This is a genomic window from Paraburkholderia terrae (assembly GCF_002902925.1).
Taxonomy (GTDB): domain Bacteria; phylum Pseudomonadota; class Gammaproteobacteria; order Burkholderiales; family Burkholderiaceae; genus Paraburkholderia; species Paraburkholderia terrae.
This window is the reverse complement of sequence record NZ_CP026114.1, coordinates 717029-732176: the sequence shown is the minus strand read 5'-3', so window position 1 is coordinate 732176 and position 15148 is coordinate 717029. Positions and strand designations below refer to the sequence as shown.

Here is a 15148-nt window from a genome sequence, read left to right as displayed (position 1 = left end):
GAGGGCATGACGAAGCTGCTGCACATCCATTTTCCGGACAACTTTCCGCTTCACGGCATTGAGCGGGATGCGTTCAAGACGAAACTGCGCAATGCGATGCACGACCTGTTTGATGGTCATCGTGTGCGGCAGCTTGCCGATCAGGTTGATGCGCGCCGGGCGTGCGACCCCTCAGGGGTGCTGCCCCTGCGTCGCATTGGTGACGGGCACACGTTCGAGCAATGCATGACGCTGGATCATTGCAGGTTCGAAGACATGTCCACTGTGCTGCGCCGGGCAGTTCTGAATGCAGTCGGTGCGCGTCCCGGCCTGGATCTGATGGAACCGCGCATTGCGCCACTGTCGAGTGGCGAAGAGAAAGATGCAACTAACCGGCTGTTCCCGCTTTCGCCCGCAAGCAAGGTACGGCACCTGTGGACGACCGTCCAAAAAAGACTGGGTCTGGCAATGGTGCTCGCGGCAACCATCGGTGGGGTGGCCGCATGGTGGATGGCGCGCCCCGTAGCGCCGTCGATGGTGGCGATGGTGGTGTCCACAACGCCCGCGCAAACGCTACGCGATCTCGCGGGCAGCGTACGGGATGACGGGCGACCGAATCGCATATCGGTGCAGGTCGCGCCACAGGCTACCGTACCGGCCGTGCACTGACAGACCCCTAGTGTCGTATTTTCCGATTGTTACGGAACCATAAGAAAGGACTACTGATGAGTGCAGCTGTTATCGACGTCATTGAGAAAGGGACTGTTGCCCGCAACTTCCTGAAGCAGATGGGCATTGCGAACTTCTTCGACGGCACTCTTACTGAAGTCGCGATCAACCGCCCAGGCGAGATCTGGACACAGGGTGCCAGCGCATGGAAACGGCACGATGCTCCCGCCTGCACACTGGACGCGTGCTTCAAGCTGGCCAACGCCCTGACGGTCATGAAAGGCGGCAAGTTTTCCACGAAGGAGCCTATTCACCCGGTGGTGTTGCCAGAAGGCCAGCGCGGACACGTGCTGATGCAACCGGCGTGCGAGCGGGACACGATCTCAATCACGATCCGCATTCCGTCGAATGTGCGGTTCTCCGTCGCCGAGTACGAGCGCAGCGGCTGGTTCGACGGTTTTCGCGACGTGTCTCCGCATCAGTCCGTTCCGGACGGCGTGGACCTGCAGCCGTTCGAGGTCGAGATGATGGACGCAAAGTCGCAGCGCGACGTCGCCGGCATGCTCGAGCTTGCCGTGGCCAACCGGCTGAACATCGTTCTCGCCGGCGGTACCGGCTCCGGCAAGACGACGCTGAACAAGGCGCTGTCCGACCTCGTGCCGTCCACTGAGCGAATCGGCACGATCGAGGACACCCCGGAGCTGTCGCTGCCGAATCATCCGAACCGCGTGCATATGTTTTTCAGCGACACGCTGTCTGCGAAGGAAATCGTGCGCTCGACGCTGCGCATGAAATTCGATCGCGTGCTGCTTGCCGAGCTCCGGGGCGACGAGACGTGGGACTACCTGACGCTGCTGAATACGGGGACGCCGGGCGGCATCACCACGATTCACTGCAACGATGCACGCTCGGCCGCTTCGCGTGCGGCGACGCTCATCAAGCAGAGCGCCGTCGGGCAGACGCTCGCATGGGAGTTCATCCTGGACCAGGTTCGCATGACGATGGACCTCGTGCTTTTCATGCGGGACAAGCGGCTGGCTGAGATCTGGTACGACCCCGTCGGGAAATGGCAATTGTTGAGCGGGCGACCGTTGAGCGTGCACCTGCCGGGTGGGCAACTACGCGGAGGTATTGCATGAACGCGAACCTAGGCGTGGAGGCCGTCGAGCAGGCCCTCATCGGCCTGTGCGGTGCGCTCGCGGTCTATCTATCGCAGGACAGCCGCTTACGCTGGCGTCGCTGGGCCTGCATCTTCGGGCTGGCCGCGCAGCCGTTCTGGTTCGACATGGCGTGGCGCGCACACCAGTACGGTGTGCTCGCGCTGAGCCTTGTCTACGCCGCGTCATGGGCGCGAGGCCTCGCGGCGCACTGGCTCATGCGCAGGGGAGATGGATCATGAACTTCGCAATCAGCGATATCGAGGTAGCGATCGAGGGCTGGCGCCAGCGTGCCTCATCCGATGAAGCATTTGCAACGAGTGCCGAGGCCTGCGCCCTTGCACGGCTATATGGCGCAGTGATCGTGTATGGGTGCGAGGCACTTGCCGATGCTGAACTCGACGACGCACAGCGTGACGCCTTGCAGATCCTCTCGAAGTTGCCGGTCGGGCAATCGTCTCCTTCGTCGCATTGAGATCCGCCATGCCGAAAACTCTCCGCATCCTGATCCCGTGTCTTGTGCTGGCGGTGCTGGTCACCGGGGCCGCGACCCTCGGCCAGTATCTCGGTGGCCTGCTCTTCGCCCGCATGCAGAAGCTGCCGCAGGAATCGGTGGGTGTTTTCACGCTGTTCGACTACTGGCAGGCGTATGGCGATGTGCCGGCGGTGAAACGTGCGTTGTCTGTCTGCACGCTGCTCTCGGCCGTTATTGGTGGCCTGCCCGCCGTGGTGATCGCGATGGCGCTTCTCAGATCGCGCGGACGCATTGCGCAGTTCGGCAACGCGCGCTTTGCCACGCGCCGCGACATCGTGAAAGCCGGCCTGCTGGAGAAGTGACGATGACGATACGCGTCCTGACGTTTCGCCGTATTCCGCCTCAGGAGTGAACATGTCCCACATGTATCCACCGTTCATTGTCGGCAAATACAAGGGCGAGTACCTGAAGTACCGCGGCCAGGATTTTCTGATGCTCGCGGCGGGGACGCGCTCGGGCAAGGGCGTTTCGATGGTGATCCCGAATCTTCTCACCTATCCGGATTCGGTCGTCGTCGAGGACATCAAGGAAGAGAACTATCTATATACGTCCGGCTATCGGCGCAAATGCGGCCAGGCAACGTACCTCTGGTCGCCATTCTCGGAGAACGGCCGTTCGCATGCTTACAACCCGCTCGAATTTATCCAGCGCCGGTCGCCCTATACGCGGGTCGGCGACGTGCTGACGGTTGGGGAACACCTGTATCCGTCGAACGTGGATGCGCGGCTGAAATACTGGAACGACAATGCGCGCAATCTGTTCACAGGCATCGTGCTGTACCTGCTCGAAACGCCCCTTTTACCCTGCACGTTCGGCGAAGTATTGCGACAGGCTTCGGGCAAGGGCAGGGCGGTGCGCGAACACATCGCTTCCATCGTCAGCACGCGCTCGCATGCGACAGACACACTGCCATCGCTGAGCTTCGAGTGTCTCGATGCGCTCAACCGGTTTCTGTCGCAGTCGCGGGAAGCGTTCGCCAATATCGTGTCCACGATGACGGCGCCACTAAACGTGTTCAGCAATCCGATTGTCGACGCGGCGACCAGTCGCTCGGACTTCGATCTGGGTGATGTGCGCAGGAAGCCCATGTCGATCTACGTGGGCATCAAGCCTGGTGACCTGAAAGCGGGCGCGTTGCTCATCAACCTCTTCTTCTCGCAGTTAATCGATCTGAATACCCGCGAGCAGCCCGCAGAAAATCCGGACCTGAAATACCAGTGCGCGCTGATGCTGGACGAGTTTGCCGCGCCGGGCAAGATCGACATTATCGACACCGCCAACGCCTTCATCGCGGGCTTCAACCTGCGACTGATGCTGATCTTTCACGGCATGTCCCAGCTTGAAGATCCAAAACTGTACGGGCGGCACGGTGCGGAAACGCTCGCCATCAACTGCAAGATGCGCAGTCTCTTCGCGCCGCGCACGCTCAAGGATTCCGAAGAATATTCAAAGCTGCTGGGGACCTTCACGCATCTGTCGCGCTCGCGCAGCCGCAGCCGGGGCCGCAACGCGTCGACCAGCACGAATGAGACCGAGCACGGCCGCGCGCTGATGATGCCGCAGGAGTTGCGCGCATTATCGAGCCGCAAACAGATCATCACGATGGATGGCTGCGAACCCATCCTGTGCGACAAGGCGTATTTCTACGAGGATCCGGAGCTCGTCGACCGTCTGGTGCAGCAAAGCCCCTATCTGCAAGGCGTGATGGCAAAGCTGGAAAAGACCAACCGCCGTCGCGCGTGGTTCGGCTTTGCGCCGACGTTGCCGGACGAAGAGCAGATGAAGCACGCCGCGTTCGTCGCACGTGAACTGTGTGCGCCCGTGCCACAGATCGATGTCGAGCAGTGGTGGCACCAACAGAATGCCGCGCGTCGCGCGCAGGGCACGATGACGACCTCCGAGGCGAGTGCAGTGCGGGACGTCCGCGAACACGAGATCGGCGTACTCGGTGCCGCCCACTTCGCCAACCGTTCCAGTATTCGCGCATCGCTATTCCAGCTGATGCCCTATCTGCGTGAGGTGCTACCCGAGGCATCGCCCGACACCGCGGGCGAGGGCAACGCAGCTTCCCCGTCTATCCCTGAAGGAGCCGCATCATGAACGAGATTGAATTCCCGGCCGATCAGCTCAACTACCGCGAGGTTGAGGCCGCCAATGCGGATGATGCGTCGTCCATCCGCGCCCGCGCGACGCCGCCGGCCAATGAGGCCAACGCCCGCGACGTGCCCGGCAGCAGAGAATCGACGCTTGATGAAGCGACGCAGGCACGGATGAAGAAGATCCGTGACGCGGACCGGAAGAAGTACGAGCGTCGGGCTGGACCGGGCACACCGGAAGACGACGGCGTCCAGCCGGCGACCGGCATCGGCAGGGTGATCAGCGCGAAAGAGCGGGGCAACGCAATCCGTCCAACGCCAATCTTTGAGAGGAGCGGCTACGAGATACCGAAGTCAGTCAGCGACCGGTACGTAGCCTTTGAAGGGAAATATCTGGATCGCAAAAGCGAGGCAGTGCACTTTGAGGACAAGGGGCGCTCACTTGCCACGGCCAGCGAGGACCGCGGCGTAATTGAACACATGGTCGCGATCGCCCTGGCGAAGCACTGGGGCGAGCTACAGCTGAAGGGGAGCGAGGAATTCCGCCGGCAGGCGTGGATCGCGGCCGAACTGGCAGGGATGTCCTCGCGCGGGTTCAAACCCGATGCACAGGATCGCGCGACCCTGCAGGCCGCGCGCGAGGCCATGCGCGTTGCTGCGGGCGAGCGCTCGACAACGGATGATCCTGCCCGCACGAACATGATGGAATCGACGCCAGGGACGGGGAGAGAACGGGAAGAGGCCAGTGGGAGCCGAACGTCGGCGACTGCGAATGCGCCCGGCAAGGATCCGTCCGATCCCGGCGGTGCATCGTCAGGTGGAGGCCGGCGCGGGCGAAAACCACCTTCGCCAAAGCCTGGGCCGGCAGTCAGCCCGTCCTCCGCTTCTTCTGACGCGAACGCCGCGTCCGGAGATTCAAAACAGGCGCAACTGCCTCTGGATGCCGAGGGTGCGTCGCCGCGTCGGACAGATACCGGTAAGCGTGCACGCCAGAAGGCCGGCACTGGCACGCAGAAGCCGCCTGCCGTCACGGCGGGGATCCTGGTTGAACACGGCGCTGCGCGCTTTCATCACGATCCGAAAGAGAACGGGAGCTACTACGCGACGGTGCGCACAGAGTCCGGTGATCGCACCGTATGGGGGCTGGACCTCGAGCGTGCGATTGGCGAGAGCGGCGTGCAGCCAGGCGAGCTTATCGAACTCGAAAGGGGCGGCAGCAAGGTCGTGACCGTCAAACAGCGGCAATTCGATGAGTACGGACGGGAGCTCGCACCCAACGAGGTCGAGAGTCGTCGCAACGCGTGGCGTGCGTCGTCTCCCGATCTGTCACAGCTGCTGACGCCTGAGCAGCGGGAGCGGATCGACGCCGCGCGTCGCGAGGTCGACGAGCGCCGACGCATCGACGAGGCGCGTGAACGCTTCCTGAATGGTGAGTGGCAATACACGAAGGCGCAGCAGGCTACGCTTGCCGCCGCGCGTGAGCGGATCAAGGAGCAGGCTGCGCGCGAGGTGCTTGAAGACGAAATCAGGGGACTGCCCGAAGAGCAGCAGGAGCGGCTGCGGGGGGAGTTCGAAAGCGCCGTGGCCGAGGCGCGCGCGGGTAACCGGCCGCTCGATGTCCCGATGCCGCAGGTGAGCGAAGCGACGATTGACGCCATGCGCGAACAGATTGAGCGCGAGCGCGCCAACACGAGTCTGGCGCCGCACGAGCAGGGCACGGAAGACCGGCAGGAACACGCGACAGAGGCTGGACATGGTGCGCCGACGCTCGAGATCGACCCGTAGCGCGAAAGCTAAGCCGGCCAGTGGCTCCGTGCAGGTTGCGGCCACTGCTATCAATCATTCACTGGAGCGACACGCCATGAAAATCGCCGTGATCAATTTCTCGGGCAATGTTGGCAAAAGTACTGTGGCCCATCACCTGCTAGCGCCGCGGCTGGAAGGGGCGAACGTGATCGCAATCGAATCCATCAACGCGGATGGAAGCGAGACCCCCGCACTACGCGGGAGAGAATTCGATGAGTTGCAGCAAAAGATGATGTCCCTGAAGAACGTCGTCGTGGACGTCGGAGCGTCGAATGTAGAAGATTTTGTTTCGCTGATGAGGCGTTACGAAGGTTCACACGAAGACTTTGACCGGTTTGTCGTACCGACGGTGCCCGCCCTGAAACAGCAACTCGACACGATCGCGACGCTCAATCAGCTCGACGAGCTCGGCATCGACCCGGCCCGGGTTCGCCTGCTTTTCAATTTCGTGGATAGCAGATCCGACGTGATCAGGGTATTCAGCCGCCTGTTCGAGCAGCACCGCAAGACGCGCGCATTCGTGATCGACCCGTCTGCTGTTGTGTATGAAAACCCGATCTACGAAAAGATCAAATCCATCGGCAAGACGATCAGCGAGGTCAATGCGGATCCTGTTGATTATGTAGCGTGGAACGCTCAGGCGCTCGAGGACGATACGCCGGAACCCGAACGCGCCCGGATACGCCAGATGGTCGCGATCAAACGGCTGGCGACACGCGTGGCGCGCGAACATGACGATGCGTTTCGCCTGCTGGTGAACTGATGGGCGCCGCTGAAGACGCGATCCGTGAGGAGCTGATCGGTGCGGTGCTGGGCGAGCTGTCGCTGCTACGCCGCGACGTGAAGCAGCTTTCCGAATTGCTTGAGGCGAGCGGCAAGCAGTTCAAGGACGACGGCGAGCTCACGTTGCTGCGATTCACCGCGCGCTACGAGCAGTTCCTCAGGGAGTTTTCCGGATCGACGGCTGACGTGCTGGCGAAAGCGACCAGTTTCGACGAGGCGCGCGACCAGCTGCTCGGTGAGATATCGCTACGGCATTACGACGAAGCCAACGGGCGCAGCCGCGAACTGCTTCGCGATGTGTTGCGCGAGGAGCGACCGCGTGCCGGTAGAGTCGGTCGCACGGAGCTGGTGATCTGGTCCGTATGCACTGCGATCGGGACAGCGATGCTCGTCATTGGCGCTGTCACGGTACTGCATCACTTCGGGATATAGAGAGGAAGGAATGAAACCACAGGTGAGGGCGATAGTGCTAGCCTGCACTGTCATGACCCCTGGCATGGTGGCCATGATGTCGGCGCACGGGGATGGCGACAACGAAGACGCATGCGGCGCGGTGCTCTGTCTTGCCGGACTGATGCAGGGCGGCAGTGGCGGCCGCGAATGCAGCCAGTACGAAGCGAACTATTTTTCGATTGCGCGCTACCATCACGGCCATTTTGATCTGAGCGGCACGTCCAGCGCGCGCGGAGACTTCCTGAATCAATGTCGTTCAGTTCCCAGCGGTCAGAAAAGCGCGGTCAACTCAAAGTACGGGAGTGTCGAGCACGGACCCTGAATGAACTCCCCGGTTGCACGAAAGCTACCGAAGAATCGGTTTGCACCGCTTCCGGAGGTCGAGCGCCGATGTTGTTCCGACGTGCGCTCTGCCATTCGGAGATCGTGGTGAAATGTAAGGACCACGGCATCGATTGTTACCGTGTGGCGTTGTATCTTGAAACAGTCGTGGTTGCCCGGACGGCGAGGATGCTATCGGATGATAGCCATCGACTGTTCGGCTATTGGGCTCGGCGTACACGGGTGCGCTTCCGGAAATGTCGGAATTCTGACCCCCAACAGCCCGCAGACCGCGGAAAGATATGGCTTTGTCAATTGGTTGCAACGTTCGGCCGCAGCGGCAATGGCCGCATCGCCGACATGTTGCCGCAGCCATTCGAGCGTCCGGCGGTCCTTCTCGTTGTAGACCCTGACCAGGTGCTCCATGTTTGCCTCCGCGGGGACTGTATATTGATACAGTGCTGTTAATATATACAGTATCTGGGGCGTTTAGCAAGCTCCATTGCGTGAGAGGTGTTTGGGGGGCGGCCAGTACCGCCGGAGGTAGCCTGTTTGGCCTGGATCGATGTAGGAGCGCCCATCAGGTCGATGTGTTCCTGTCGCTGCGCTCCCTCGCGCGTCACAGTAGAGGATGGATCAACCCGCCGCATCAACAGGTGGAGTTTGCCAAGGCACGCGGAGGCCGTTCGAGGCGTCCCCGTCGGGTATCCTCTTTTCGGAGAGACTCTTGAAAAAGGAAGCAATGACTGACGTGATACTGCCCGAAGGCGCCTACAGCGACACACTCGCTGATGTGGTCGTGTTGCTGGAGGAGGGGCGCCAGACAGCGGCGCGGAGCATTAATGCGCTGATGACGGCGACGTACTGGCTGGTCGGTCGTCGGATCGTCGAAACAGAGCAGGGTGGGCAAGGGCGTGCTGCATATGGACAGGCACTTCTACAGCGACTGTCTGCGGACCTGACGAGGCAGTTTGGCAGGGGCTTCGGCGCAGACAATCTGGAATTGATGCGTCTGTTCTACCAGAGCTATCCGCCGGGTGAGATTTCCGAATCAGTGATTCGGAATTCGACGACGCAGACGTCGAGGGCTAAATCCGAATCGCCGGTTCGGAAATTGTCGCTTCAGCAGTTGGCCCAGCGTTTTCCGCTGTCGTGGACGCACTACGTGCGGCTGATGCGACGGACGCGGTCGCCCGAAGAGCGATCGTTCTATGAAGCAGAAGCGTTGCGCGGCGGCTGGAGCGTGCGACAGCTGGAACGCCAGCTTGGCAGCCAGTTCTACACGCGCACGTTGCTGTCCAAAGATAAGCGCGCGATGCTCGAAAAAGGCGCAGTCGCTAAACCTGGCGACGCCGTGACGCCCGAAGAAGCAATCAAGGATCCGTATGTCCTTGAGTTCCTGGACCTGAAGGATGAGTATTCCGAAAGCGACCTTGAAGAAGCGTTAATCCATCGGCTGGAAGACTTCCTGCTCGAGCTGGGCGGCGACTTTGCATTCGTCGGACGCCAGCGTAGGCTGCGCATCGGCGATAGTTGGTTTCGTGTGGATCTGCTCTTTTTTCACAGGCGACTGCGATGTCTGGTGATCATTGATCTCAAGCTGACCGAGTTGAGCCATGCGGACGTGGGCCAGATGCATATGTACTGCAACTACGCGAAGGAACATTGGACCTTGCCAGACGAGAATCCGCCTGTCGGCCTGATTCTTTGTGCGAGAACCAACGCAGCAATTGCACGATATGCACTTGACGGCCTGCCAAACAAGGTACTCGCCGCGGAATATCACACCGTACTTCCGGACGAGCAATTACTTGCTGACGAATTGGCGAAAACCCGTCGGCTATGGGAAGCGCAACATCCCACCCTGTCGGACAACGGCCGTTCGCAAAACTAACGACTTTTAGCGACTCATCGTGAGTCCGTAGGGCGACGTCAATACGTTGCGCCGTCACAACGCGCGGCGCCGCTCGATTGAAAGCGGGCAGCGCCCTGCCGGTATGGCGCCGGGCGCTAATGCGTATGGTTACCGGCTGGAAGCCCACCGTGATATTCATTGGATCTTGCACCAACGGAAGACTCGAAGACTTGCGTGTTGCGGCAAGCGTTTTACGGCAGATGGGTGGAAGGATCGCTTCCAATATCCGACAGGCTTTGGCGGTACCGGGTTCGGCCGCGGTAAAGCGTGAGGCCGAGCAGGAGGGTTTGGACAAGGTATTTCTTGACGCCGGATTCGAAGGGCGCGATTCAGGTTGTTCTATGTGCCACGCAATGAACGCGGATCGCCTCGAGTCCGGGGAGCGTGCAGCCTCAACGTCAAATCGAAATTTTGAGGGGCGTCAAGGGGCCGGAGGAAGAACGCACCTCGTAAGTCCCGCCATGGCTGCAGCTGCGGCAATAGCGGGACATTTCGTCGACGTGCGCTCGATCCGACAGCCGTAAGAGTCTGTGAGGGAAGTATGACACCGTTTAAAAGCCACATTGGGCAACCAGTATCATTGAACCGGGACAATATCGACACGGACGCGATTATCCCCAAGCAGTTCATGAAATCGATCTCGCGTGTCGGATTAGGACCTCATGTATTCGATGCGTGGCGCTATCGGGATGAGGGCTATTTGGGGAAGCCGGTTGCAGAGCGCATCCCGGATCCAGATTTCATTCTAAATAGCCCCACGTGCGTAGATCCAACAATCCTCGTGGCGGGAAAAAATTTTGGCTGTGGAAGCTCACGTGAGCACGCGCCTTGGGCTCTTCAGGAGTTCGGATTCAAGGTGCTAATCGCGGAGAGTTACGCCGATATTTTCTACAGCAATTGTTGCAAAATCGGGCTGTTGCCAATCGTGCTGAATGAATCCTGCATCAAGCAGCTTCACGCACTCACAACATCCAATCCTGGCTCGAGTATTGAAATTGATCTGATTGAACGAACTGTCAAGATAGGTGAAGAACAGCTCTTATTCGAAATTGATGACGTCGTGCGTCAAAACTTCATCAATGGCGTCGACGAAGTGAGCGCCACGCTACAACATTCAGAAGAAATAAGGCAATTCGAGATCAAGCATATCGCGGCGCGGCGATGGATCTGATAGCTGGATTTCGAGAGTTGGAGCATGCAATCGACGCAGGGCGCGGTGATACCTGAGGTGGATATCGAATGACTGTTCGAGCGGCCGCCGCGTGGCATGGTTAGATCGAGTGCGATCAATCGGGACCTGGTGCGCTTTCCCTGTGAATCAGGCAGTGTTGACACGCTTTATAATGGAACTGGCGGTCGCCCCTGCTTGATGAGTCTCCCCGCAGTTCATCTCCTTACCCGTCTAGATAGTGTGAACGGACTTAGTGGAGAAGACGGATAGGCAATCCGAGCCACAGAAGTTCGGTGATTCGAAGGGCTGACTCGAATCCACCTAGTAAACCACTATCTGCCATGCTGATTCAGCCTCAGTCGTTGAAATATTTTGCCGAAGTCGCACGCACCGGTTCGTTAAGACAGGCATCGGAGACGTTCTTTGTCGCTCCTAGCGCGATTAGTAAGCAGATCAGTAACCTGGAAAAAGAGCTGGGTGCGGCGCTTTTCGACCGCTCACCGAGGGGTGCTGTGCTGACTGCGGCGGGTCAACTACTTCTTGATTACGTAAGCGCGAACACTCGGCAGGTTGAGGAGCTGTACGTCGCGATGGACGATTTGAGTTCACTACGGCACGGTTTGGTCCGGATCGCGTTGGTCGAGGCGGCCGTACAAAGCTTCATCCCCGATCTTATCACCGAATTTTCGCAGGAATATCCAGGGATATCCGTTCACCTGGATGTTTGCGGAACGGCGCAGATCGTCGAAGCACTCGTTAATCATAGTGCCGATATTGGTATGGCATTTAACGTGTTAAATCGGGACGATATCAACCTTCACGGACGCTCAGTCCAGCCACTGCAAATGATCTGTCGCCCGGAACATCCTTTGGCGAAACGTAGCTCCGTGTCGATGTCCGAGCTTGCCGAAGCGAGAATTGCGCTTCCAACACGCACTTTCGGCATCCGCTATCTGATCGATAAGGCGGCCGAGCGTGCGAATATCCAGCTTCGCGCTGCGATCGAAGCGAATTCATTGCAGGTCATCAAGAATCTTTGTCGACAATCCGATGTCGTGAGCTTCATGCCACCGCTTACGCTAGTGCATGAAGTATCTCACGGATGGTTGCGCGCAATACCGCTCGACGGGCATGATTCTGAGTCAGCAACTATTGACGTCATCACTTCACGGGGGCGTCAGTTACCCGCAGCGGCACAAAATTTTCTGAAACTGTTACTCAAACGCCTCCGAACGCCCAAGCATTCGCTTTGACGTCGACTTCAGGCGAGCTGACTTTCTTCAGTTTCGTTCACCGGGCATGTGCGGGATGCGAGAACTGCACCCCGGGGAGAAGTCGATGCGGCAGCCAACGATGATCAAGCTATTGACTCTCCAGTCTGACGGTCGTCTGATGGAACGCTTCACTCTTACGCAGACGGATCCGAAGCGCGAGCAACCCGAATGAAGATAGAAGGATGACGCCGGCAAGTAACAGAAGGGGGGCGTCAAGGGAGTGGGTTCGGCTCTTTACCCATCCGATACACGCCGGGCTCGCAAAACCGCCGAGCAAACCTATCGTGTTTATCAACGCGAGTCCGCCCGGCGCCGCTTTGGAGCCAAAGTATTCCGAGGGAATAGTCCAAAAAACGCCGTACGATCCATAGATACAGCCGGTCGCAAGCGAAATCAGAATCATGGACAGAGTGAAATTTCCGTGCGACCAGACGCTGAGTGCTAGAAATGCAGCGGCGAGCATGGCGGGAACAGCGCTAACGTAGATTCGCTCTCCATAGGTATCCGATAACCGGCCCAACGAGTACATAAAAACTACTGCGACAATATAGGGAATTGCCCCAAACCAGCCGATGCTCTGTGTCGTACCAGCACCTGCGGCTGCAATTGCCGTTGGAAGCCAGAAAGCGATCGCATACAAGCCACAGATAATTCCAAAGTAGCATAGGGACATCGCATATACGATGGGATCGCGAAATGCACTGATCGTGGTATGAACAGTTGGACTCGCAACGGTATCCAGACTACCGACAATCGCGCTCTTCTCTTCGCTCGTAAGCCAATGCGCGTCATTTGGTCGATCCGCAAGCGTCGCATATGCGGCAAGACCGAGCAACACAGGCGGAATTCCTTCGATCACGAACATCCATTGCCATCCGAACAGTCCCGCAGAACCGTCCATCCGGGTCATGATAAAGGTTGAAAGCGGGGATCCGATGATTCCTGCAAGTGCGGCAGAGCTCATGAAGACAGCAAGGACGCGTCCGAGTCGCCTCGGTCCAAACCAAAGCGTTAGATAGAACAGTATCCCAGGCGCGAGCCCAGCCTCGAATATCCCGAGGAAGAAGCGCATTGTTTGCAGTGTCCCGGCCCCTTGGACAAAAGCGGTTCCGATAGTAGCCAGCCCCCAAAGAACCAGAATACGACCAAATGTTCGACGCGCGCCGACCCGCGCCAACAGGAGGTTACTGGGAACTTCAAATGGAACATAGCCTATGAAGAAAATCCCTGCTGCTAGACCGAAGGCAGCGTCACTCAACCCCAATGTCTGAGACATCTGGAGTTTTGCGAAGCCGATGTTGATGCGATCCATGTAGGCGAATACATAGCATATGAAGAGAAAGGGGATGATTCGATAGAACGCTTTACGGTAGGCACGTTCTTCAACTGTTGACTCTTGGGGATAGGTTGCCATGTTTTCTCGAAGATGCAGTTCTTGAACTGGAACGGGTGCGTGGTGAGAAACGAGTCGCCGGCGATGGGGCTTGAGCCAGTCATCCGAGGGCGAAGATTTCGTACACGCTTCGATGAAGCTTTAGCGTCCAGCGAGTGAACCATTTAGCAAGCCCGTGTGTTGGCCTGCGATGTAAGTCGGAGCGCCGTTGACGATCACTGCAACTACACCAGAAGAGGGGGCCGTAGGGTTTTCGTAGGTCGCTTGATCCCGAATACTGTCGGGGTCGAAGATTGAGATATCGGCGTAATAGCCGTGGGAAAGAGTTCCGCGGTTCTTTAATCCGAAGTTTCGCGCGGGGAGGCTAGTCATCTTTCTGACTGCTTCTTCGAGCGAAAATAAGCCGACCTCTCGAACGTAGTGGCCGAGCACTCGCGGGAACGTACCCCAGAGACGAGGATGAGGCCGCTCACCTACCTGTAGGCCGTCAGAGCCGATCATTGTGTGTTCGAATTGTAAGATCTCCCGCACATCCTCCTCACACATGAAATGGTAGGTGGCTGTGCCCGGTTGGAGTTGGCGCGCGGCCTCCCGGCGATTCATACCGAACTCTCGAGCAATGTCTTCCAGCGATCTGCCTGTGCACTCGGGATGGGATTCGCTCGAGACGATGACGATGTGACCTTCGTTAACGAAGTCGTCGTCACGTATCATCGAGGACCCTGCGGTATAAGGGTAGCAATCCAACGAGATGCATTGACATCGCATAGCGTTTTGGATCATGGGTACAGTGACGCGCGACTTCCCGAAGTTACGTTCTCGCATCAACTTATGATGAGACAAGACAATCTGAATGCCCAGCGCTCGACCGATTTCAAATGCTTCCTCGATGGCCTCAACAATATGATCGCTTTCGTCGCGTAGGTGCATCGCGAAGACGCCGTCGTATTCGCGTAGCGACGCGCCGATGCCTATCAGTTCATCCTTGGTCGCCGCTGCGGCAGGAGGGTAGAAGATTCCACTTGATAATCCAATAGCGCCTGCCGCCAAGGCGTCTTTTGTCATTGAGCGCATGCTGCAAATCTCGCTTAAAGTCGCGGGACGCGACACGTCAGACATCGCAAATACCCTGAGTGTCGTGTGGCCAATGAGCGGGGCGACGTTGAGCGAGGGGGGGTGTGAGTCAATTGCTCTGAGAAACGCCTCAAAGGTTTTGAATCGCTCAGTCAGCGGGAGTTTGAGAAGGTTTAAGGGATCCGGCAACGGGACTCTGTCGGGCAACGGTGAACTGCTAATCCCGCAGTTTCCAGTTACAACCGTAGTGATGCCCTGCGAGATCTTGCTTACCATCTTCGGTTCCGCGAAGATCGCCTGGTCATCGTGCGTATGCGCATCAATGAATCCGGGCGCGACAATCAATCCTGTCGCATCAATGGACTGCCGAGAGTGTGCGGATGATAGATCACCTATATCGGCAATCTTGCCATCGATAATGCCGATGTCAGACGCGAATCGTGATCGGCCGGTACCGTCAATCAATGTCCCGTTGAGTATCAGCAAATCAAACTTTTCTCGTTCGCTCATTTCTTCCTTTCC

General features: G+C 58.5%; 16 protein-coding genes and 1 pseudogene. 14 read left to right on the top strand and 3 right to left on the bottom strand.

Translation table 11 applies throughout. The features are described from left to right. Positions 1-6 precede the first annotated feature (6 nt). The 10 genes from C2L65_RS45230 (at position 7) to C2L65_RS45185 (ending at position 7800) form a co-directional block, all read left to right on the top strand. Positions 7-648, top strand: coding sequence for a hypothetical protein (locus C2L65_RS45230; protein ID WP_042309088.1), 642 nt, complete (start codon positions 7-9; stop codon positions 646-648). Positions 649-704: 56 nt separating this feature from the next. After that, positions 705-1787 (top strand): P-type DNA transfer ATPase VirB11, encoded by a 1083-nt coding sequence (gene virB11, locus C2L65_RS45225; RefSeq protein ID WP_042309086.1) that lies wholly within the window; start codon positions 705-707, stop codon positions 1785-1787. After that, the gene (locus C2L65_RS45220) at positions 1784-2047 is read left to right on the top strand and encodes a hypothetical protein (RefSeq protein ID WP_042309085.1); all 264 of its coding nucleotides are present in this window, start codon (positions 1784-1786) and stop codon (positions 2045-2047) included. Before virB11 ends, C2L65_RS45220 begins: the two co-directional genes overlap by 4 nt. After that, a complete protein-coding gene (locus C2L65_RS45215) occupies positions 2044-2280 on the top strand; it encodes a DUF3717 domain-containing protein (RefSeq protein ID WP_042309084.1) in 237 nt (78 codons plus the stop codon). Before C2L65_RS45220 ends, C2L65_RS45215 begins: the two co-directional genes overlap by 4 nt. An 8-nt stretch (positions 2281-2288) precedes the next feature. Next, positions 2289-2642: a hypothetical protein gene (locus C2L65_RS45210; RefSeq protein WP_103254703.1), complete on the top strand. Its 354-nt coding sequence runs from the start codon at positions 2289-2291 to the stop codon at positions 2640-2642. 52 nt (positions 2643-2694) lie between these two features. Then, complete coding sequence (locus tag C2L65_RS45205; RefSeq protein WP_103254702.1) at positions 2695-4440, top strand: type IV secretory system conjugative DNA transfer family protein; 1746 nt, start codon at positions 2695-2697, stop codon at positions 4438-4440. After that, on the top strand, positions 4437-6221 hold the full coding sequence (locus C2L65_RS45200) for an LPD7 domain-containing protein (protein ID WP_042309062.1): 1785 nt from the start codon (positions 4437-4439) through the stop codon (positions 6219-6221). The genes C2L65_RS45205 and C2L65_RS45200 overlap by 4 nt, the downstream gene beginning before the upstream one ends. Before the next feature lie 76 nt (positions 6222-6297). Next, positions 6298-7005, top strand: a complete 708-nt coding sequence (stbB, locus tag C2L65_RS45195) for a StbB family protein (protein ID WP_042309060.1) — start codon at positions 6298-6300, stop codon at positions 7003-7005. Next, complete coding sequence (locus C2L65_RS45190; protein ID WP_042309058.1) at positions 7005-7457, top strand: hypothetical protein; 453 nt, start codon at positions 7005-7007, stop codon at positions 7455-7457. Before stbB ends, C2L65_RS45190 begins: the two co-directional genes overlap by 1 nt. A gap of 64 nt (positions 7458-7521) precedes the next feature. Continuing rightward, positions 7522-7800, top strand: a complete 279-nt coding sequence (locus C2L65_RS45185) for a TrbM/KikA/MpfK family conjugal transfer protein (protein ID WP_233446751.1) — start codon at positions 7522-7524, stop codon at positions 7798-7800. 191 nt (positions 7801-7991) lie between these two features. On the opposite strand, the gene C2L65_RS45180 is transcribed toward C2L65_RS45185, so the two are convergent. Next, positions 7992-8225 (bottom strand): CppA family protein, encoded by a 234-nt coding sequence (locus C2L65_RS45180; protein WP_042309054.1) that lies wholly within the window; start codon positions 8223-8225, stop codon positions 7992-7994. Positions 8226-8541: 316 nt separating this feature from the next. Between C2L65_RS45180 and C2L65_RS45175 the strand changes: the two genes are divergently transcribed. The 4 genes and pseudogenes from C2L65_RS45175 to C2L65_RS45160 all read left to right on the top strand — a co-directional run bounded on the left by C2L65_RS45175 (position 8542) and on the right by C2L65_RS45160 (position 12138). Further along, the gene (locus C2L65_RS45175; protein ID WP_042309052.1) at positions 8542-9693 is read left to right on the top strand and encodes a PDDEXK nuclease domain-containing protein; all 1152 of its coding nucleotides are present in this window, start codon (positions 8542-8544) and stop codon (positions 9691-9693) included. Between the two features lie 152 nt (positions 9694-9845). Further along, positions 9846-10238 (top strand): annotated as a pseudogene (locus C2L65_RS45170) (aconitase family protein); the annotation flags it as partial. Positions 10239-10255: 17 nt separating this feature from the next. Then, a complete protein-coding gene (gene leuD, locus C2L65_RS45165; RefSeq protein ID WP_042309049.1) occupies positions 10256-10885 on the top strand; it encodes a 3-isopropylmalate dehydratase small subunit in 630 nt (209 codons plus the stop codon). Positions 10886-11226: 341 nt separating this feature from the next. Then, complete coding sequence (locus C2L65_RS45160; protein ID WP_042309048.1) at positions 11227-12138, top strand: LysR family transcriptional regulator; 912 nt, start codon at positions 11227-11229, stop codon at positions 12136-12138. A 109-nt stretch (positions 12139-12247) separates the two neighbouring features. Here the strand turns inward: C2L65_RS45160 and C2L65_RS45155 are convergent, their stop codons facing one another. Then, positions 12248-13573 (bottom strand): MFS transporter, encoded by a 1326-nt coding sequence (locus tag C2L65_RS45155; RefSeq protein WP_042309047.1) that lies wholly within the window; start codon positions 13571-13573, stop codon positions 12248-12250. Positions 13574-13693: 120 nt separating this feature from the next. Beyond that, positions 13694-15136: an N-acyl-D-amino-acid deacylase family protein gene (locus tag C2L65_RS45150; RefSeq protein ID WP_042309078.1), complete on the bottom strand. Its 1443-nt coding sequence runs from the start codon at positions 15134-15136 to the stop codon at positions 13694-13696. Between the last annotated feature and the right edge of the window lie 12 nt (positions 15137-15148).

What these genes read in the sequence shown, in the direction of transcription:
- C2L65_RS45185 (WP_233446751.1), top strand. Translation starts at nt 7,522, where the DNA reads ATGGTGGCCATGATGTCGGCGCACGGGGATGGCGACAACGAAGACGCA.
- C2L65_RS45150 (WP_042309078.1), bottom strand. Translation starts at nt 15,136, where the DNA reads ATGAGCGAACGAGAAAAGTTTGATTTGCTGATACTCAACGGGACATTG.
- C2L65_RS45215 (WP_042309084.1), top strand. Translation starts at nt 2,044, where the DNA reads ATGAACTTCGCAATCAGCGATATCGAGGTAGCGATCGAGGGCTGGCGC.
- C2L65_RS45220 (WP_042309085.1), top strand. Translation starts at nt 1,784, where the DNA reads ATGAACGCGAACCTAGGCGTGGAGGCCGTCGAGCAGGCCCTCATCGGC.
- stbB (WP_042309060.1), top strand. Translation starts at nt 6,298, where the DNA reads ATGAAAATCGCCGTGATCAATTTCTCGGGCAATGTTGGCAAAAGTACT.
- C2L65_RS45175 (WP_042309052.1), top strand. Translation starts at nt 8,542, where the DNA reads ATGACTGACGTGATACTGCCCGAAGGCGCCTACAGCGACACACTCGCT.
- C2L65_RS45200 (WP_042309062.1), top strand. Translation starts at nt 4,437, where the DNA reads ATGAACGAGATTGAATTCCCGGCCGATCAGCTCAACTACCGCGAGGTT.
- C2L65_RS45190 (WP_042309058.1), top strand. Translation starts at nt 7,005, where the DNA reads ATGGGCGCCGCTGAAGACGCGATCCGTGAGGAGCTGATCGGTGCGGTG.
- C2L65_RS45180 (WP_042309054.1), bottom strand. Translation starts at nt 8,225, where the DNA reads ATGGAGCACCTGGTCAGGGTCTACAACGAGAAGGACCGCCGGACGCTC.
- C2L65_RS45205 (WP_103254702.1), top strand. Translation starts at nt 2,695, where the DNA reads ATGTCCCACATGTATCCACCGTTCATTGTCGGCAAATACAAGGGCGAG.
- C2L65_RS45155 (WP_042309047.1), bottom strand. Translation starts at nt 13,573, where the DNA reads ATGGCAACCTATCCCCAAGAGTCAACAGTTGAAGAACGTGCCTACCGT.
- virB11 (WP_042309086.1), top strand. Translation starts at nt 705, where the DNA reads ATGAGTGCAGCTGTTATCGACGTCATTGAGAAAGGGACTGTTGCCCGC.
- C2L65_RS45160 (WP_042309048.1), top strand. Translation starts at nt 11,227, where the DNA reads ATGCTGATTCAGCCTCAGTCGTTGAAATATTTTGCCGAAGTCGCACGC.
- leuD (WP_042309049.1), top strand. Translation starts at nt 10,256, where the DNA reads ATGACACCGTTTAAAAGCCACATTGGGCAACCAGTATCATTGAACCGG.
- C2L65_RS45210 (WP_103254703.1), top strand. Translation starts at nt 2,289, where the DNA reads ATGCCGAAAACTCTCCGCATCCTGATCCCGTGTCTTGTGCTGGCGGTG.
- C2L65_RS45230 (WP_042309088.1), top strand. Translation starts at nt 7, where the DNA reads ATGACGAAGCTGCTGCACATCCATTTTCCGGACAACTTTCCGCTTCAC.